General features: G+C 39.2%; 13 protein-coding genes and 1 tRNA gene. 10 read left to right on the forward strand and 4 right to left on the reverse strand.

The window, feature by feature from the left end; translation table 11 throughout:
* The first annotated feature begins 210 nt into the window (after positions 1–210).
* Complete coding sequence (locus ACM0OW_RS20705; protein WP_414552024.1) at positions 211–450, forward strand: hypothetical protein; 240 nt, start codon at positions 211–213, stop codon at positions 448–450.
* Positions 451–559: 109 nt separating this feature from the next.
* Here the strand turns inward: ACM0OW_RS20705 and ACM0OW_RS20710 are convergent, their stop codons facing one another.
* Together ACM0OW_RS20710 and ACM0OW_RS20715 are read right to left on the reverse strand one after the other, a co-directional pair.
* Entirely contained in the window at positions 560–1,300 is a 741-nt protein-coding gene (locus tag ACM0OW_RS20710) for a GDYXXLXY domain-containing protein (RefSeq protein WP_414552025.1), read from the reverse strand.
* 247 nt (positions 1,301–1,547) lie between these two features.
* On the reverse strand, positions 1,548–2,969 hold the full coding sequence (locus ACM0OW_RS20715; RefSeq protein WP_414552026.1) for a DUF2157 domain-containing protein: 1,422 nt from the start codon (positions 2,967–2,969) through the stop codon (positions 1,548–1,550).
* A 120-nt stretch (positions 2,970–3,089) separates the two neighbouring features.
* Here ACM0OW_RS20715 and ACM0OW_RS20720 point away from each other — a divergent pair, with 120 nt between their 5' ends.
* From ACM0OW_RS20720 to ACM0OW_RS20755, 8 genes are all read left to right on the forward strand, one after another.
* Positions 3,090–4,070 carry an RsmB/NOP family class I SAM-dependent RNA methyltransferase gene (locus tag ACM0OW_RS20720; RefSeq protein ID WP_414552027.1) on the forward strand — a complete coding sequence of 327 codons (981 nt, stop codon included), beginning with the start codon at positions 3,090–3,092 and terminating at the stop codon, positions 4,068–4,070.
* A gap of 192 nt (positions 4,071–4,262) precedes the next feature.
* On the forward strand, positions 4,263–6,722 hold the full coding sequence (locus tag ACM0OW_RS20725; RefSeq protein WP_414552028.1) for a dynamin family protein: 2,460 nt from the start codon (positions 4,263–4,265) through the stop codon (positions 6,720–6,722).
* Between the two features lie 120 nt (positions 6,723–6,842).
* Positions 6,843–7,088 (forward strand): HNH endonuclease, encoded by a 246-nt coding sequence (locus tag ACM0OW_RS20730; protein WP_414552029.1) that lies wholly within the window; start codon positions 6,843–6,845, stop codon positions 7,086–7,088.
* 157 nt (positions 7,089–7,245) lie between these two features.
* A tRNA-Ser gene (locus ACM0OW_RS20735) sits at positions 7,246–7,317 on the forward strand.
* Positions 7,318–8,067: 750 nt separating this feature from the next.
* Positions 8,068–9,606 carry an SPFH domain-containing protein gene (locus ACM0OW_RS20740; RefSeq protein WP_414552030.1) on the forward strand — a complete coding sequence of 513 codons (1,539 nt, stop codon included), beginning with the start codon at positions 8,068–8,070 and terminating at the stop codon, positions 9,604–9,606.
* A 510-nt stretch (positions 9,607–10,116) separates the two neighbouring features.
* The gene (locus tag ACM0OW_RS20745; protein ID WP_414552031.1) at positions 10,117–12,249 is read left to right on the forward strand and encodes a dynamin family protein; all 2,133 of its coding nucleotides are present in this window, start codon (positions 10,117–10,119) and stop codon (positions 12,247–12,249) included.
* A 39-nt stretch (positions 12,250–12,288) separates the two neighbouring features.
* Positions 12,289–13,062 (forward strand): hypothetical protein, encoded by a 774-nt coding sequence (locus ACM0OW_RS20750; protein WP_414552032.1) that lies wholly within the window; start codon positions 12,289–12,291, stop codon positions 13,060–13,062.
* A gap of 11 nt (positions 13,063–13,073) precedes the next feature.
* Positions 13,074–15,242 (forward strand): dynamin family protein, encoded by a 2,169-nt coding sequence (locus ACM0OW_RS20755; protein ID WP_414552033.1) that lies wholly within the window; start codon positions 13,074–13,076, stop codon positions 15,240–15,242.
* A gap of 157 nt (positions 15,243–15,399) precedes the next feature.
* On the opposite strand, the gene ACM0OW_RS20760 is transcribed toward ACM0OW_RS20755, so the two are convergent.
* Complete coding sequence (locus tag ACM0OW_RS20760; RefSeq protein ID WP_414552074.1) at positions 15,400–15,870, reverse strand: phosphate-starvation-inducible PsiE family protein; 471 nt, start codon at positions 15,868–15,870, stop codon at positions 15,400–15,402.
* 239 nt (positions 15,871–16,109) lie between these two features.
* The gene (locus ACM0OW_RS20765; protein ID WP_414552034.1) at positions 16,110–18,770 is read right to left on the reverse strand and encodes a DUF3536 domain-containing protein; all 2,661 of its coding nucleotides are present in this window, start codon (positions 18,768–18,770) and stop codon (positions 16,110–16,112) included.
* A 447-nt stretch (positions 18,771–19,217) separates the two neighbouring features.
* On the opposite strand from ACM0OW_RS20765, the gene cax reads away from it, so the two are divergent.
* Positions 19,218–20,309 carry a calcium/proton exchanger gene (gene cax, locus ACM0OW_RS20770; protein ID WP_414552035.1) on the forward strand — a complete coding sequence of 364 codons (1,092 nt, stop codon included), beginning with the start codon at positions 19,218–19,220 and terminating at the stop codon, positions 20,307–20,309.
* The last annotated feature ends 255 nt before the right edge of the window (positions 20,310–20,564 follow it).

Here is a 20,564-nt window from a genome sequence, read left to right on the forward strand (position 1 = left end):
TCTAACAAACATTTTCTCTTAAGTTTTTTTGGGTAATTTATTATTTGGAAGTCCCTAGTATGAAAATTCGGGTTTTGTAGCGAAGGTTACTAGCTGCCCCTCAACAGAAATCTTTTACCGCAGCAGGTGATAATTTGTAGCCAATTTATTAAAACGGGTGTAGAGTAGTTGAGATCGTTTATATTATCCTCACCTTTAAAGCATCCATCTATGGATAGAAAAACCAAACGCCTGTTGTTGCTTGTTTTTTCCTGTAGTCTAACTGGTGTAATTCTCGGTGGTACGTCAAGTTGGGCAGAAAGCAATCGTTGCTTGCAATCCGAAACAGTAACGAGCAATTGTATACAACAAAATCCCATAGAAAAAACTATACAAGGCATGAGTACAGGTTTAGTAGCAGGCGTAGGTGCGGCTGGCGGTGCAGCCTGGAATGTCCGTCATGAAGATTAATTTGTAAGACAGCATCCCTATTTTCGATAAAATTTGAGCAACGCCCAGGCGTTGCTCTGTTCTTGGAAACAGTGGCTTCTAACCTGTAGGCATTTTTGCCCAAACAGGGTTAAAAAGTATAATTTCGCTCGCGCACCCACAAACTAACGGGTACAGCATTACCTTGAGGATCGACTTTGACTCTCACCGTAATTGGTCGGATTTGTCTACCTCTATTTCTTCTAGTTTGCTGGACGCTTTGGAAGATATCGTTACTAATTTGCTGCCGTTGCTGTTCTGGAAGATAGTATGTTTCTATTCCATAGGTAATGGCATTATCTTCATATACCCCTCTCAAAGCCACTTGATTACTGGGAAGAGATTCAGGCAGATTGTTACTCACTCTGACTGGTCTCCAAGCGCTGGGAACACCACGACCAGACGAAATTCGTTGCTCTTGCAAAATCACGTACAAGTTGGTTCCTGATAGCAGTTGTCTGTTTCTCCCCTGATTTCTCCTGAGTAAATCATCCCAACCGGAAAGTCTTCGCAAATTTTCCACACGGGATATGTTGTATTCCAGTGTTAGAGAAAACTCCTGAACAACATTATTTGGGTCTTGAGCCACTGTTTGCAGAATTACATCCCTACCCGCGATATTAGTATACATTGCTTGGGTAGGAACTGCGAGAATTATTCCTGTTTGAATTAACAGAGGAACTAATAACCGCCAAAAAGGTATCGGTTTGTTCGCTTTTTGTTCAGTAGCAATGAGGTAATCTCGAAAAGTCAGCTTTTCGGAGAATTCCACTTCTGGGGATAATGTTTTAAATGATTTATTTCCACTCGATTCAGAGGAATTACTTTTCATGAGCGTAGTCCTAAAATGAAGGGTGATTTTTCACAAATGTGCCTGGTTAAAATACCAGAATTAGGACTGACGCAGAGATCCTCTAAAAAGGGGGAAGTACAGAGATTTTACCAATTACTATAGGTCAACGGAAAAAAGTTCCCCATTTGAAATGCTCAAACCCTTACAGAACTGTAATTACGAATTACGTAAAGCCTGCGGCCTAGCTGCGCTTAGAGCGTAGCTCTCCCAACGGGAGCATTACTAACTACGAATTAGATCCCACAGGTCGGCGACGTTCAAACCACAGTCCGGCGCTAATTAATGCTGAACCGCATAAAACAAAGACCAGTGAACGAAAAAGGATGTCAGTGTCGTATTCTAGCACGCGGCTAATAATTTGCAGTGTTAGTAATAGCATACCGCCCCAGAAGGAATTTCTGTTATTTAACTTTAATCCTTCTCGGATTAGCCCTGATGCCAAAAATGCCAACAGTACATTGAAGATGAAACTGCCTAATTCATCAATGCGCGTGATAGCTAGATGCCAGAAAGGTGTAATGATGATGAAAGCCAAGAAGGTGGTAACAACAGCAAGAGTGAAAATTATCTCCCGGCGAGGAGGGTTATTTCTCAGCCGCAGCAGCGACAACCATTGTAATACTGCTAAACCACTGAGGACTCCTAAATCGATCACAGGCAGAGACATGAACAGGTTGTTTGTGTTATTTGGCACAAAAGAATTAAAGGCTGGGGCTACCCATTGCCAACGAAAAGATAAGGCATAAAACACCAGTCCAAAAAATATTAAGGCTAGGTTACGGGCAAGAGGTTGAAATAACCTGTAATTAACTGTCGGGAACAGCAAATCGTCGTAACTCCAGAATAGTGCCGGCGGTAGTGCGAAAGCAAAAGATGCCACCCAAGGAGCCATATTAGAGTAATTCAGCAGTGGTAGAGGATTGAGATTCAACTGCAAAGTACCAGCAAAAACTAAGGCTGCTAAGGCGAAAATCCAGCGCGAGCGACAAAAGTATGCTAAGGGTACAAAGAGTAACCATGATAACAAGGGCATATGTCGCACTAGCAAACGAACCCAGTTTAAGTCGCCTGGAGAAAATGACAAATCTCCTCTTCCCATCCAATACCCGATTTGAATGAGGATAATGGCCATAAATCCCAGGGAACTTAAAGACAGACTGTAAGCCATAGCCAAAACACCAAATCCCCAAGCAAAAAACAGTTCGGGCATGGAACCGTTAATGTTAAAAGCTTGTGCCATCAGAACTATGTTTGCGCCTAAAATGAAAGCGCTTAAAATTAGTAAACTTTCTCCCAGGATGCGTTTGCCTTGTTGCTGTTTATTCTTTTCGTTGTTGCCTGATTTAGCTTGGTTCCATGTAGAAAAACCAGTGATACTTGTTGAGAGAAACAAACTCATCATCAGGATAAATTTGACTTCTCGTGACCATGTTTGCCAGTTGGCTGCTACAAAGGTAAGTATACCTAAACACAAAAGGATACTACCTATAGAAACCACTACTACCACAAAGCGATCGCGTGCAGCAGCTTCTAGGTTATTAAATCGATAACGTTGTCCGAGGTCTTCGTATTGCGAAGCACTAATGAGTCCTTCATCTCGCCACAATTGCGCTTCTCGGCGTAATTTCTGGGGAAAATCATCTAACATTTATGACCATCTCCTGTACAGTGGGTTAGCTGAAAAATCATGATCAGAATGGCGGTCATTAGACTTTCAGTATGCAGCCAAACCCCTGAATAGCATTGTTCTTCTGTAACAGTTTTACTAATGGAAAAACCATCAAATTTATTACTTAAACTCTCCCGGCGTTTGTTTGAAAACCCTGATAAACAAGAAGATTTTATTGATGCGTTAATTAATCCTCAACCTTTTAATCCGGCTATTCTTTGGTGTCAAAATCAGCCAGAATTGTTGCCTTTTACCGTGGAATCACCAACGAAATGGCAACCAGATTTTGTCAATCGTTTATTATTAGGAGAAAAGCCCGGTAAGCATCCCCTACATCAAGAAGGTTATTTTTATTGTTTAGATTTTTCTTCTATATTTGCAGCTTCAGTTTTGTTAACAATTCCTCAGCCAGTCCGGTTAGTTTTTGATATGTGTGCTTCCCCTGGCGGTAAGAGTGTTTTCGCCTGGAAAGCTTTGCAACCTGATTTACTGATTAGCAATGAAGTTATTGGCAAACGTTTAGGGATGCTAATATCTAATCTTAAACGCTGTCAAATTAGCCCTTGCACTGTAGTTAATCGAGATTCTAGTATTTTTGCCGAAAATATTCCCTTCTCTAGTGATTTAGTTATAGTAGATGCTCCTTGTACTGGGCAATCTTTACTAGCTAAAGGGGAAAAAGCACCAGGATGTTTTCATCCCACGGCTATTAATAGAAGTGCTAATCGCCAAAAAAGAATTATAGCTAACTCTGCTAAATTAGTTGCACCACAAGGATATCTGGCTTATATGACTTGTACTTACTCTGCTGAGGAAAATGAGCAGGTTTGTGAATGGTTTTTGTCAAAGTTTCCTCAGTTTCAAGCAGTGAAAATTACTTATTTAAATGAATATCAGTCCCACTTAAGTAATATTCCTTGTTATCGGCTTTTTCCCCAAGACAGACTGGGTGCGGGTGCGTTTACGGTGCTTTTGCAAAATACTGAAGTTGGTAAAGCACAAGAAATAAATTTAGATGATTTGTCTGGGGTTTGGATGAATACGAACCACAGAGGCGCAGAGAACGCAGAGAATTTTTAAATGAATTAACCACAGATGTACACAGAATTTAGTCAGGCGCATCTGTGGCTATACCAGCTATCAGACAGAATATGTATAAGTAAACTTATGGTTATTCATAGAGAAAACAGGGGTAACTTTGAGTAAAATTACTGAAGTACATTACTGAGATTTAATCTTAAAATATACTTGGATATTTATGGATATTTAATCATGTCAGAAGTGCCTACTCAGTGCCAAAATTTAGCAGAACAAGTTGAGTCTATATTAGAACTTTTACAGCAAGAACCATCTTTACGGTCTCAAGATATTACACCTGTGCGGACTTCTTTAGGAAAAGTTATTTCTCCAAAGTTTGAAATTGTGTTTGCTGGTGCATTTAGTGCGGGTAAGTCAATGTTGATTAATGCACTACTAGAACGGGAGTTATTATATAGTGCAGAAGGACACGCTACAGGTACAGAATGCAAAATTGAATATGCAGAAATAAATGCAGAACGGGTTGTTTTAACATTTTTAAGTGAAGTAGAAATTCGCGAACAAGCTAGTTTTTTATGTCAACAGTTGGGAGTTAAAACAGCCGTTAATATCAATGAAGCTGAAATAGTTAATGTCTTGCGTCAAGGTTGTCAGGGTATTATTCAGCACGAAGGTGGGGAAAGTAGATCGGAACGCGCAAAGCAAGCGCAGGCTTTAATATTGCTGCTGGATGGTTATGAGGCGAATCGCCAACATATTCATACTATGAATAATGCCACATATTCGATGGAGGAATTTAATTTTTCTAATCTCAAGGAAGCGGCTGGCTATGCGAGACGTGGTAGTAATAGCGCTGTTTTAAAGAGAATTGAATATTACTGCAACCATCACCTTTTAAAGGATGGTAATGTCATTATCGACACACCAGGAATTGATGCGCCAGTAGAGAAGGATGCACAGTTAACTTACGCCAAAATTCAACATCCTGATACATCGGCGGTGGTGTGTGTGTTGAAACCTGCTTCTGGTGGTGATATGACGAAGGAAGAAACGCAACTGTTAGAAAAAATGCGAGACAATGCGGGAATACGCGATCGCATCTTCTACACCTTCAACCGCATTGACGAAACTTGGTATAATACCCAATTAAGGCAGCGTTTAGATGATTTAATTAGCAGCCAGTTTCGGGATACGAGTAGGGTTTATAAAACCAGTGGATTACTAGGATTTTACGGGAGTCAAATTAAACAGACAAGTATCCAGGATAGATTCGGTTTAGATTCGATTTTTGCAGAGAGTATTAAAAGTCTGGATGGTACAGAAGAAACCCCGCAATTTATTCATGAGTTTAATAAATACTGTATCTCCGGTAAACTTGCACAAACTCAGTTCAACATTTACTTCAATAATGACACTCCCAATAAAAATTATGTGCGGATTTTATCTGAACATGGAACGCCTTTAATTAATCAGCTAATTCGAGATAGCGGTATTGAGGAATTCAGCACAGCTATTACTAAATATTTAGTAGAAGAAAAGCGTCCACAGCTTTTTAAAACCCTGGCTGATGATTTGCAAGAAATTTGTATTAAATTGAAAAAATATTATCAAGATGAGCAAAGAGATTTAGATAGTCAACCACGAGAAATTGAGGCGATGAAGGCGCAAGAGTTGCAACGCCTGAATCAGCAATTACAGCAAGTAGGAAAAGATTTTGACGAGCATATCAAAGATGAAGTCAACGAAATAATTAATAATTCCTGTGATAGTTTTGAGTCCGATTTTCGATTACTACAATCACGGATGATTCGACGTTTAGATGAGTTGGTAGATACTTTTTCTGCAAGTGATGCTTATCAACGTTCTACTCGCAGTCATCCCCGGAATTCAACTGCGCCTTTACTAGCTGTTTTAGTAGAAGCATTATACTATTTAGCAAATGAATTAGAAGATGTTTTGATAGATGCTTCCCAGGAATTAGTTGCTAATTTGTTTCGGCAATTAATGGAAAAGATTCGCCAATCAGAATACTATCGTCAATTGTATCGCTTGTTAGGTAATGATGGCGGCATTGAACAAAAGGTAAAAACTGTAGAAAAAATAGTGTCTCAGGTTTTAACAAGTGATGCTAGTGTAGAGTGCGATCGCTTCGTGAAAGAAAGTCATAGATTTTATGATGAAGGTACTTTTTCTATCTATCAATTTCGCCAAACTTTGCTGCAAACCTCCCAAGGTTATGACTCCCAAAGCATAGTAGAAGCAGAACCAGCAATTAGACAATTGTTAAAGTTAGATTTTGAACCAAAGGTGAAGAAAACAATTCGCCAAACCTTCCGCCAAACTATCAACCAAACTATCAACACTCAGTTGTTACCAATGGCGGAACAACAAGCCGATGATATTTTGCAGCAGTACCCCCAAGCACGTGCTTACTTAGAGAAAACTTTGCAAGAAGAAGCTGAAGATAAAATTATCAAGAATCAACGTTTATTGAGTGTTATTGAACAAAAAGTAGCAGATTATAATTCCGCAGTTTCACACGTTAATAATTGCTTAGAATCCATGCAATTGTATAAGCATTTATTACCTGTAATTGGTAATGACGATATTCAACCACTTGTAACCGATGCAGAAGTTGTGGAATTTGCCAATAAAGATGTTTATATTGCTGATAGTTTAGTCGGGAATATATAGCCTTTTTCATCGTATAGCTATTTATCTCGTCTTCTGTTTGTACAACATACAGATCCCCGACTTCTTGAAGAAGTCGGGGATCTAAGCCTCTCGCTTGTGCCAAATCAACGAGGGTAATTCATGAATAAAACGCCCCGCATTCCTATCCCGCCTTCAGTGAGAAAATATGTCTTTGAACGTGACAAATACCAATGTCAAAGCTGCGGTAAAACCAAGTTAGAAACTAACTTGACAATTGATCATATCATTCCTCTAGCCCGTGGCGGTCAAAACGATATGAGCAACTTACACACCCTCTGCTTTACTTGTAACCAGCAAAAAACCGATAAAATTGACCCGCGATTCCGGCGACATTTTCAGGATTAGACATTTCCCAACAATCCCATTTACTTTGTGCTACATTGAGTAATGAGGCGTAATACACAGGCTTTGTTATGGTTTGGGTTCTGTATACCCAACTGGCGCGCCAACCACTGGATTGACCGTGTACTACAAAGTAACCTGTAACGTCACACATAAACCCAAGGAGTTAGCTCACTGGTAGAGCAATCGACTAGAAATCGATGTGTTACAGGTTCGATTCCTGTACTTTTTACCCACCCTTCCAAGGTGAAAACACAAACCTGAAAAGGTTACTAGAAACTCTGTAATGTAGGCTTACTAGCGCTCATCACTTGTGGTGTTCGGTAGTAGCAGTGAAGAAGCCAGCGCCAATTTTCTCTCCCTGACTTGAGTCTGTCCCTTCGGTTTCCCTATCCAGAGTTCTGGAACTGGCTACCTGAACGGCAGATTTGAGGGTTGTTGTCTGTTTCTAGATTACCCAAGGGTAGTTTAGGAATAAGTACCAGCCTTCTTAATCCAGTTTTGGATGTGACATTTGCCCGCAACTGAACTGTAAAAACCTACATTTGCAGAGTTTTAAAATTTAATGTAGTATGTGTAGTATTAAGGCAAAAGTTATCTGCTAATTAAGTTATTGGCACTAATGCCTGATAACGGGAGCATCCCACTTTTTTAGCCCGTCATTGCGTTCGCGTAGCGTGGCTTTAGCCATACGTAACGAAGTAGAGTGAAGCAATCGCAAAATCTTTCACTAAGAACGAGTCCATGCGATTGCTGAGTCGCAAGGCGACACGCTACGCGGTAAGCGTTCGCGTTAGCGTGCCGGAGGCTCTAGCTATGCCGAAGGCTTTACGTCGTTCCTCCTCTCTGCGAGACGCTACGCGAACGCAATGACAATATTATTCTTCTACTGAGGAATAAAAACTGGGATGCACCCCTGATAACTCCTTTACCTATGTTTTTATTAAACTTTTTTCGTCGGCTAAAACTGCCTAAATTATCTATGAAAATTTCTTTGTGGAAAACTTTTTATATCAAGCCTAACGAAATTGGGATTTTGTATCAACGCAGTGATTTTCAGAAAATTTTGCAACCTGGTACTTACAACTATTTTGGTCGGCACTGGAATGTAAAAACCTATGACCTCAATCAACCAGAGTCTCAAATTGAGAACTTGGAATTGTTGCTGCGAAATCATAGCGCAGAGTTACAGCCACATCTGTTAGTAGTTAAAACGGCATTTAATGAAACTGCTTTAGTTCGCTGTGGTCAAAATTGGGTCAGTGTTGCCCCTAATCAATTAAAGGCTTTTTGGCGTGGTTTTATTGAAGTAGAATCCCATGTTTTCAACTTAGATGAAAACTTGGAATTACCTGCTGAATTTGTGCAGCAACTACGGGTAAATACCTTAAATGGCATCAAAAAATTCCAAATTTTTGAGTACGAAATTGGTTTGCTGTACGTGCAGAATAATTTTGTACGCCCCCTAGTAACCGGAGAGTACGCTTTTTGGGCTGTAAATAGAGATGTTTCAGTGCGGACTCTCAGCCGGATGATTCCAAATCCAGAGTTTCCCTTAGAAGATATCTTGATTTCACAACATCCCGATTTTGTAGAGGCTTATTGCAAAACTGTCGAATTACAAAATCAACAAGTTGCGATCGCTCGTTATCAAGGTAAAGTCATTAGTATCCTACCCCCATGCAGTCGCAAGCTGTTTTGGCGAGATGTAGAGGTCGAAGTAATTGACATCAGCACCGATGCTAAATTGTCCTCTGACTTAGTTGCTGAGTTAGTTGTGGGTCTACCTGAAGCTGTAATTTTGAGCCTCAATAGTTTACATATTGCCTACATACCCCCCCAGTATGTGGGACTGTTGTACATCAATCAAGAGTTTCAAACACAACTCCAGTCCGGGAATCACGCTTGGTGGGTGTTTGGGCGTTCTGTAAACACAGAAATTTTTGACCTCCGCCAACAAACAATGGAACTATCCGGCCAAGATATTTTATCCAAAGATAAAGTACCTTTGCGCCTCAACTTAACTGCTGGCTACCGCATCACCGACCCACTCACAGCCAAAAACCGTTTATCGGATCTCACTAGCTACTTATACAAAGAGCTACAATTTGCTTTGCGTGGTGCTGTAGGTGAAAAAACTCTAGATGCCTTACTAGAAGATAAAGGGGCAATTGATAGCAGTATTTTTGATTACATTCACCAAAAAACCGCCGACTATGGCATAGAAATAGATTCGGTTGGAGTCAAAGATATTATTCTCCCTGGTGAAATTAAAACGATTTTAGGGAAAGTAGTAGAAGCAGAAAAAATAGCCCAAGCTAACGTTATCCGTCGTCGTGAAGAAACGGCTGCTACTCGCAGTATGTTAAATACTGCCAAAGTAATGGAAGATAACCCCGTAGCATTGCGTTTAAAGGAGTTAGAAGTATTAGAAAGAATTGCTGAGAAGATTGAGAAAATCCAAGTCAATGGAAGTTTGGATAGTATTTTGACCGACTTAGTGCGGATGAATCGCGATTAATTAATATCAAATCTGGTTAATTAGTTTTTAAATTCCGTCTATTTTGGAACCTGGAATTCTTGAGCAGAGTATATTATTCAGTTGTAGCTTGATTTCTAAACTGTAACCTCATTACAAAAACTACGGTTTTCAAGGTGGTCGCGGTCTAATATGACCTAGTATTCTGACGGTTTACCACTTTTTCTAAGATACAAGGGTGTGTTGTCGCCTAGCGCTACGCACCATCCCAGATTCTCGGTGCGTTATAGGTGTTCAACCTAACACGCCCTATGCTTTACCTGCAATCAGCAAAAAATCCGTCACCCTGATGCTCACCTCCGGCGGCGGTTTCAGAACTTTAAAGAGCAGTTTTAATGTACCTGTACAGTGTAGTTATTATTAAAGCAAGGCAGCACAGCGTTTAAAATATATACTTCTAATAGAAAAGTGTTTATAATTACCTTTACAGATATTAAATAACCATCAGCCAATTATCGCAGGATTTAATCTGATTGAGAGATAAAGGTATTAATGAATTTCTCTAGTAATTTTCAGTTTATTGGGTCTTGTAGTCAACAGTTGGAAGAACTTGGAAAGAAAGCAGAACGGCTTTATAGCCTGAATGAACCCATTCCTTGTTTAATCACTCTCCGTACTTATGCGGAGTATTTAGTTGACCTAGTTACTATTAAGTTGGGTATTTATGCTCCTGAAGAAACCTTAAGCGATCGCCTCAGACATATTGAAGCTACCTTTCATGCCCAAAAAGCAGATATAGTTTTTATCCTGCAACGATTGCATAAACTCCGACGGGATGGTAATCGAGCCGTGCATCAATTTGCAGGAGATAACAAAACTGCTGCAACCAATCTCTGCATCGCTTATGAAATAGGTATTTGGTACTTTAAAGCATTCAAGAATACTGATTTTATTCCCCCTAATTTTGTATTACCTAAATTTCAGCCTGACATTGATATTTTGCAAATTCAGGAATTGAAATCTACCCAACAAACATATCAGGAGTCTCAGCAGGTTAAGATAGAACTTTTACAAGCTGATCTTGAGCGATTGAAGAACGGGGTACAGATTAATAACGCTAAAGTAGCAACGGACTTAATGAGAGTAATGATTACAGATATAGAAAATGAAAGTGAACTCAACTGTTCCCAAGAATGGTCTCAGGGATTTGATCATACTACCGCCCTCTTCCACAAAGCAGAATTGATTTTACGGCAAATTAGCACTTTGATTGGTAAACGTAACTCTGAACCGTTCAACCTTTCCTCCAATGAAAGTATTCTGCCCGGTTTAGGTTTAGTCAACGATGCCATAGCCTTAGAAGCTAAAGCCGATGACATACAACAAGGTATTTTCAAATTAATTGTCATTGGTGAATTTAAACATGGCAAGAGTACTCTTTTAAATGCCATACTTGGTAGTAAAGTCTTACCTGTATCTGCTATGCCAGCAACCGCAGTTATTACTATGTTGGTAGCTGGTGAGCATCAGCAAGTAGAAATTTATGAAGCAGGAAAAGATGAACCCCGCACAATCAGTTTGGAAGAGTTTAACCGGGAATTCCGCCTGAGTCCACAAGATATTGAAACTATTAACAAACAAGGTTTTTTAGATCGATTCGAGAATATTCAGTACGCCAAGATTCAGTGTCAGCACCATTTTTGTACTCAAGGAATTAGGCTCATCGACTCACCTGGACTAGCTGAACAAGTTACTAGAACGAGGGTAGCAACTAACTTTTTTGAACAATCGCAAGCTGCTATATTTGTACTCAATGCTAAACAACCGTTAGGAGAAGCTGAACGAGAATTTATCCAAACTCACTTCAAACCTGGTTTTGTTGATCATGTTTTCTTTGTTGTGAACCAGATTGACCTCATAGATGAGGACGAAGTTGAATCACTCAAAGATTACTTCCGATTATATCTCAAAGATTATTTTCTCAATATGGCTGGGCAACCTGACTTAGAAAAGTGTAACAAACATTTGTTTTTTACCAATGCTAAAGCTGCTTTAAAAGCCCGTCAATCTAATCCAGTGAATCAGCCGAAACTAGAAGCATCCGGCATTTTGGAATTGGAAAAAACACTAGAAATATTTTTGACCAGTGCGGAGAAAGTTCGGGCTGGCTTAAGTTCCGCCTTTAAGCTGCTAGTAAGTATTATCTATGAAGCTCATATCCGAATTGACTTAGGAAAGGCTGCTTTAGACCAATCCTTGGCAGAATTAGAACAGCGCCGAACTGAGTCAGAAACTCGACTACAGGCTTTGGAGAAAAAGAAAGAAGATATTCAGGAAACTATTCGACTTTACAGTGAAGTAATTGCAGTCAAGCTTTGCGCGAGTTTAGATCAGCATATTACAGACATGAATACTCTTTGGCTATCTGAAGCTGGTGAATATATTACAGTAGAGATTTTTAATCCCCTAACTATTGCTAAAGCTTTAGTTGATTCCTGCGCAAAGGAAAGACTCAAACGATCAGCTTCAAGTGATGTCCAGAGATATTTAGAGGCTAAATTTAAAGACTGGGCTGACCAAGGGGAGCAACGCGAAAATGTGAGATCGAATTTTATATCTCAATTACCAGGGCTGATTCCTAATAAACCCTGGTCGAAGTTCCCTATTTTTACCTTTTCTAGGTAGCGATCGCTCAATACCCAGGTAACTTATATTACAAATTTTTTGCACCTCACAAAATCGCGTTGCTCCCCTGACCAAGTACCTTTAGTTGCTGAGGGTGAATTGCAAAGATTAGCACTTAAATTAGAAGGTGAGATATCTACTTTTGCCAAAGAACTCTCCAATATCGAAAACTTATTTTCCGGGAATATGCCTCATGTTTCATCTACAGTTGAGGAGATTTCTAAAAATCGTGTAGATAAAATTTTACAACTAGCTGTTGGTTTAGTCATGATGGACTTTAGCGGATTTGCTGGTACTCTCATGGGGAGAGGAAATTGGATAGGTTTCATCCAAGCCGCAATTTTTCAAGCAGCATTAGGAACTTTTATCTTTTCATTATTTGAAGGTCCATTTGGTATTGTAACTTTCGTGTTCGTAGAAATTTTCCAATTTGTCATGAATCAAAATAGACATGAGCAAGAGATTCTCAAAAATATTGGTAAAAAAATACATGATGAACTCAAAAATCGTTCTCCTGAAATGAGGTTATCTCTCACTTGTAGAACCAAGGAATCTTTCTGGAACCTTTCAGATAAACTAACACAAACATTACAAAAACAGATTGACGAAGTGAGAAATGAACAAGAAAGAATTATTACCCAAAAACGAAACTATACATTTTCTACAAATGAAGAAAAAAATCGTATGAATCGAATTGGAGACGAACTTTTGCAACTTTTCAATAATTTGTCTGAAGTCACTTATGGTAAAACATATACCCTAGAACAGTTAAAGTGGTTAGCTACAGGTAAAAAAATGTTGGAAGAGAAATAAATATAATATTCATGTTAATTAATGAAAAAATTGAATCTGGTATTATTACCCTCTTAAAAAATCTCAATACACCTCCTCAATCTATACTTTACACCGAATATCAAGCTTATTTAACACCTTTAAAAGAGTTTGAATTACAACTAAAAAAGCAGAATAAACAAGCTGTAATTTTCGGAGCTTTTAAAGCAGGTAAATCTACACTCATCAATGCTTTGTTGGGTTCATCTTGGCTACCATCTCGAAGTAATCGAGCCACAGGAGTTCCCACTCATATTGTTTACCATCACCTACCTGCTGCTTGGGTTAATCATAGTCAATTAATTTCTCCAGAGCAGATTGGACAGTACATCCTCTTAGATACTTCTCAAGGTAGCTCGGAAGCACCGGATGGTGTTCAATCCGTTAAACTAGGTTTGCCATTACCCCTACTCAAAAATCAGTGGTCTTTGGTGGATACACCTGGGTTACTAGATAATGCGACTCTTTCAGAAGTCACACTCCAACAACTTCAACAGGCGGATTTGGCAATTGTTGTCTTGCTTGCCAGTAAATTGTTGGCTGAAGCAGAGCGAGAGGTAATTCAGCAAGTTAACACTTTACTCAAAGGTAATTTAGTTATTATTATCAATCAAATTGATCAGATTGATCTAGAAGAAAGAGAACTTCTGATTTCCTGGGCTAATAGTTGTTTAACAGGTATAGGAAATCGATTAGTGGGTTTTCCAGCCCTGTTTACAACTGCTGCAAAAGCTTGGCTCAAACAAGATGAGCCAGAAATGCTAGAAACACGAATAGCCTTCCAAAACCACATGAAGATGATTTTCTATGAACTGTTGGGAAATCGAGTAGCTTTATTGTCTAGACTGTCAATTCTTGAATCTCACTTGCAAGAAAGAACTGCTTATTTTAAAATTCAGTTACTGAATATAAAACAACAGATTCAAAAACTGGAATTGGAGGCAGAAGAAGACCTCAAACATCGACAAATTACTTTTAACAAACTTATTGAGGAGATAACTTGCGGAATAGATTTAATGCAAGTACCATTAATTACTTCCTTGGCACAAATGGAGATGGATTGTTGTAGAGAAGTTAAATTTCAAATTGACAAAAATAATCCTGAATGGTTAGGTGCTGCTCGTGGTCAAATAAATAATGCTGCCAATGCTTATATCATTGAAGTAAAACAAAAATCTTCTGTTATACTTAATAAAATTAAGATTGTTTTACCTATCTTTAATCGAGAAGCTTTAGATATCTGTCAACAAGCCAGTATTAGTGAGGATTTAGCAACCAGAATAACTAAAACCATAGGTAAATCTGAAGCTCTGGGATTCATTCGTGGCGCTGCAAAAGTATTTTCTTTAGATTTAAAACAGAAGAATTTAGAGAAAGTAAAATCATTGCTGCAAAAGTGTGTTTATCAGATGCGGCAAAATACGCAAGAATATATTGATAATTTGCATAGCTTAGTCGCAGATTATCAGGTAGTACATCAACCAAAGAGAGAGATATCTGACAAGCTCAAAAATGCATATCAAAATAGTGTGGATTATGAAAAATTCATAAATTGGATTAGTTCATGCCGAGAAAATATTCAACCTATTATAGAAGAAGTAATGAGTGTAGTTTCTGAATTTGAGGATATATGGGATAAATTTACTAAGCTGGCCGTTAGTGAATTTATGCAAAAGCGTCAGGATAAGAAAAATAAAAAAATTGACCTAAATCAACTAGCAAATCAAGTTATTAAAGAGAATTGCCAAACCAGATGGGATAATCCATCCCATTATAATTATGCCTGGTTAGAAAAATTAAAGCGTGAAAATTATGAAGTTGGACAAGAACTCAGTGATCTTATTCATTCAGTAAGTATTAATAAACTATTGAATAAGAAAAAACTTATAGATAGAAAAGAGGTTGTGATATTAGTAATTACTATTGTTTTATCATTAGTTATTTTGTTGTGGGGGCAAAATATTCAAGATATCAGAGTTTTCAGTTTTTCTAGACAATCTGCCATTAGTATGATAATTTTGTCTTGGGGTTATTTTTTTATGAAAAAAAGTATGGATGAGCGTGATAAGAAATTTGAACGAAATCTCCATCAAACTATTAAAACTGAGATAGAAACATACAAGTTGCAGGCAATAAATATTTTAAAAAGAATTAATTTTTAACAGAAAAATAGGCTATAGATAATACCTGGATGAGTAAAATTAAAACTGAATCTGCTTTTTAAATTTAATAGTATTCTAATATTTTATCCCGCATATATTGCAAAATAAAAACCTACAATAAGTAGGTAAAAAGCATATTAAAACTCCTATGGTATTCCTATACTTTTTCTTCTTTTGTTTCCGGGGTGATAATCTTCGCACCTTCAAAAAAACGAGACATCCAAGGTAAAGCTGCAAGAATTCCCGCTAAAACTACTAGAAATAGAGAAATTGCCAATATTTGATCACGAGGAATTTCCAGAACACCACGTAAAATTACTTCTCGCAAAGCCGAAACAATAGTAATTTCTACGGCTGCACCTACAGAAATACGCTGTTCTTGTAAGTAATCAAGTAACAATCGAAATAACTCAACTAAAATCAAAATAAATAAGATATCAGAAGTTACTTCTCGTAAATCCAAAGGATGTAAAAAGGAAGAAAACATATCTGCTAATCGAATTAGCATCACAGCAAACAATCCCAAGCACAGAGCAATAACAATAAAGTCTTGAAAAAGTTCTAAATTACTGACAATTCTCTCTCGTTTAAACCAACTTTGTACTTCTATAATTACCCGCTTGGGCATAGTAACTCCACACATTTTAGATTCTTGTCCCTTCATCATAGGGAATTAAAAAATTTAAAAGTTATTATTGAGAACTTTTTAGATAAAGGTGTAGAGACTAATATGTAAGTCCTAATACAAAACCAAATCTAGTTAACTAAAGAGTATCCTTTCTCCCCTCTTAAACCTCCGCGTACCTTTGCGTTAAAAAAAGGTGCGTTGCGCTGCGCGACAACACACCCTACAAATTTGATACTGATTTAATCCAACTTACTCAAAATATGGTTGACATCAACAGCTAACTTTTTCCCTAACTTCAGCAATTGACGACATTGATTATTGTCTTCTTTATTGCTAAAATTTGTGAGACACAATGGCACAATTTGACTTTGCAAACAACTGAAATATAACTCTTGCGATTTATGTAAAGAAATACCAATATTTAGCTCATAGCTAACATCAATTAACCGTTCTAAACATTGAATTTCTATGGCAAAACTACCGTTAGCATCGTGTAACAATTGCCAAAGTAATCGCATGATCAATTGTTCTAATATCTGCTTGCCTTCGGGTATATTCAGCCGACAATGTAGATGTTTCGCCTCAGTAGCGATCGCCTCTAATTCTATAACATGACTTAAGCTCAAGGCCGATTCCGTGATATCTTGCTCAAGCGATCGCAACGTCAGCATACAACGCGATCCCAAAGCAATCTCGGCGGCTACCTGCAACTCTTGCGGAACCTCTAACTCATCCCGGTGAAACGCCATCAAAATACCGTAATTATTCCGATAGACTTGGCTATAAAGTTGATCTAAACGGGTCAGTGTTTCCTGACTGAGTAGGCGCATAATCCGGTGACGTTCTTCAGCAAACAGATTCTGCAAACTGAATGTTTCTTCTTTAAATAGCTGTGTCATCACCAAGATAGTTTGAGCCGCACTCGCCTGTTCTAAAGAACTAAACAGCTTTTCTTTCAACTTGCTGTAGTCCCGTCTTCCGGTAAATAATTGAGTACAGCAGTGGAAATCCCATCCGCCCAAATGCAGTACAGCAAATACTAAACTCTCACTTTCCCAGGTAATTTCTGACACTAGCTGTAAATGTCCCACCGCCAGCGTCAATGATCCCATCCGTTGCAGTTGGTAATCTATCTCATTGACGGTGTAACAATAAACTCGCTTTTGGTCTGGATGAGGATATTTAGCTTTTCCAGGATGAGGATTGGGCTTCTCTGTAGATTTAGGATTACCAAACAGAGAAGTAATGGCATAGTGAGCAGCTACTTGCTTTACACTAACCTGGGCAGTTTGCACCAGTTGACGATAGACTTCCCCACCATGTTTGAAACTATCCACATTACTGGGGGCTAATCCCAAGCGTTTGAGGAAATTCTTTTCCAACTGCACACCAGCCACATCTCCAGCCAATTCCAAAGCACGGGAAGCATAGCGGAGGATTTGCGTACCTTCTGGACGAGAAATTTCTTCAAAAAACCAGCCGCAACTGGTGAACATCAGCAAAGCGTGACGCTGCATTTCCAGCAAGCGCAAAGCATCTACTTGTTCGGCTGCGGTGAGTTTGTGGGTTTGATGGCGAGACAGGAAGGAGTTAACATTAGCAGGAGAGCGATCGCGCATCACTTGAATATATTCATCTCGTGCTAACCAGGGATCATTAAATAGCAACCCAGCATTTTCTTCATACACCAAAATCAGCTGATCCCGCAGCCAATTTAAACTATCCCGCAAAGGTCGCCGCCATTTTTGATGCCAGACACCACCTTCACCACCACAACCACAGTCATCTTGCCATCTATCAACACCGTGGGCGCAACTCCAAGCTGTGGCGGGTTTAATTTCCGCTTCCCAAGTGGGAGTATTCAGGCTGAGGTAGTGAGCAAAATTTGTCACCGTCCAACCGTGTTTAGGAAACTCACCGATAAAAGCGTAGGCTAAAGTTTTTTCGGTTCCTTTCTTATGGTGTCCAAAGGTTTCCCCATCTGTAGCCACAGAAATTAATTGGGCTGGACGGTGATCCCCACGTACCGCCGAACCGATGCGTCCAGCAAAGTGACTGGAATTATAAACCACATCACTAAAACCCATATCCCGTGAAATGGGACCATCGTAGAAGAAGACATCAATGTAAGGGCGGGTATCAGTGTCGCTACTTTCTTTGAGATAACAGCGATAAGGACGGGTAGGATCAATTTGACTACCGCCAACTTCTAACCATTCCGGGTGGGGATCATTCTCTGTTGGTAGGGGACGGCAACGCTGCGCTTGAGATGGTGCGAGGATAATGAAGCGAATACCTTCGGCAACCAAAGCTTCTAACGTGGGGTAGTCCACACCCGTTTCCGCTAACCACATACCTTCGGGATCACGCCCAAACCGAGAGCGAAAATCTGCTTTTCCCCAGCGAATTTGGGTGTATTTATCCCGTTCATTGGCCAAAGGCATAATAATGTGATTGTATACCTGCGCGATCGCATTCCCATGACCATGCAAGCGCTGACAACTCTTGATGTCTGCCTCTAAAATGCGCTGATACACCTCAAAATCGTAGCGTTCTAGCCACGACATCAGCGTTGGCCCCATATTAAAGCTGAAATATTCGTAATTATTCACAATCTCCACTACTTCACCCTGGTCATTGCAGACCCTGGCAAAAGCGTTGGGGCGATAGCATTCCCAGTGAATGCGTTCATTCCAATCATGGAAAGGTGCAGCACTGGGTTGACGTTCAATCGCGTCTAAATAAGGGTTTTCCCGTGGTGGCTGGTAAAAATGACCATGCACCGTGACATAAACACCAGTCGCCTGTTTCAGGGGATCAGTCTGGTGAGTATCGTGGGGAGTTGAATGTGATGTAAAACTTACGCCAGGGTTAACTGGCCTTTCAGCAGCAGAAGTCATGTATATTTATCCAAATAAAAAACTTACATTTGCGCCGAAACCTAGGATTTAAACCTTACTACAGAGGTTTGAATCAAAAATCCGGTATACAGCAAAACTATGATTATAGAATACAGTCAAATTGGCGAAAAAACTGTTTGACTAAAGCCGGAAATCTGCGTTATCACACAGCCATTAGGGGTTTTGATCAGCAGCATTAGTCAAATACATCAGGGTCTTTTTATCTATTAAACCCTATATTTCATGAAAAATCCTAGCTTTAATTAATATTTTTGCTACGAAAGTTTGCAGAAACTCCATAAATTGCAATTTTATTTTACATATCGAGTACTAATGTAGAGACAGTATAATTTCTCAGGACACCGCAGACACTTCAGAGTATCCTAGTGTCTGTTTGCAAAATATTGCGAATTATCTGTGCATGATACTCTCACCTTAAGGTAACAAATGTCAGTTAAAAATAAACTTTTTCTCGTTTTATTAGTGTTTATTCCAGTTTCCCTAGCAGCCCACTTTTTGGAGTGGGGAGAGTTGGTAGTTTTCATTACAGCTGGTTTAGCAATTCTGCCCTTAGCAGCCTGGATGGGTACAGCTACAGAAGAAATAGCTGTAGTAGTTGGCCCTTCATTGGGAGGATTACTCAATGCCACTTTTGGCAATGCCACAGAATTAATTATAGCTCTAGTTGCCTTGAATGCCGGCTTGGTGGATATAGTCAAAGCCAGTATTACAGGTTCGATTATCGGTAATTTACTACTGGTCATGGGTCTTTCCATGCTTTTGGGTGGACTGCGTTTCAAGGTACAGACATTTCAATCGGTTGTCGCGCGGGTGAATGCTTCGGCGATGAATTTGGCTGTAATTGCCATTTTGTTGCCAACGGCTGTGAATTATACTTCCATCGGAATTAACGAAAAAGTTCTACAAAATCTTTCGCTGGCAGTTGCAGTTGTGTTAATTCTGGTCTACGTTCTGACGCTGTTATTTTCGATGAAAACCCATGCCTATTTATATGATGTGGGTGTTGCAGAGATAGAAGAGGAAGAAACACCTCATACCAAGCCTAATATCTGGCTATGGAGTGGTGTGTTGTTAGTATGTACTCTTTTGGTGGCACTGGAATCAGAAATGTTGGTAGGTTCTTTGGAAGTAGCCACATCTCAACTCGGTTTGACATCACTGTTTACAGGGGTAATTTTGGTTCCCATTGTTGGTAACGCGGCTGAACACGCTACCGCAGTCACCGTGGCTATGAAGAATAAGATGGATCTTTCTATATCGGTCGCTGTGGGATCAAGTTTACAAATTGCCCTATTTGTTGCACCAGTTTTAGTAATAGCTGGATGGGTACTTGATAAACCGATGGATTTGGATTTTAACCCTTTTGAATTAGTAGCTGTGGCGGTGTCAGTTTTAATTGCTAATAGTATTAGTTCTGATGGTGAATCTAATTGGTTAGAAGGGGTTTTACTATTAGCTGCTTATACAGTTTTGGGGTTTGCTTTCTACTTCCATCCTGTAATTGATGGTATTGGCTAGTACCGCAGGGCGAAGTCAAAAGTGCGATTTTGTAGGTTGATTTAATATTTCACGGCATGACCTCACCCTGGTTTTGCTATGCAAAACCTGTCCCTCTCCTTGGTAAGGAGAGGGAAATATAAACTCAACTGTTCACTTAGCAATTTTTATGCCTGGAATAGGAATGAGGCGGTTATTTTTATTACTTGGCTGGAATTGGAAAAATTCTATTTTTTCAATGAATAGCTGGCTTGCAGTTAAAGATTTTACAAACTA

The organism is Anabaena sp. CCY 0017 (assembly GCF_963920885.1).
Lineage (GTDB): Bacteria > Cyanobacteriota > Cyanobacteriia > Cyanobacteriales > Nostocaceae > Nodularia.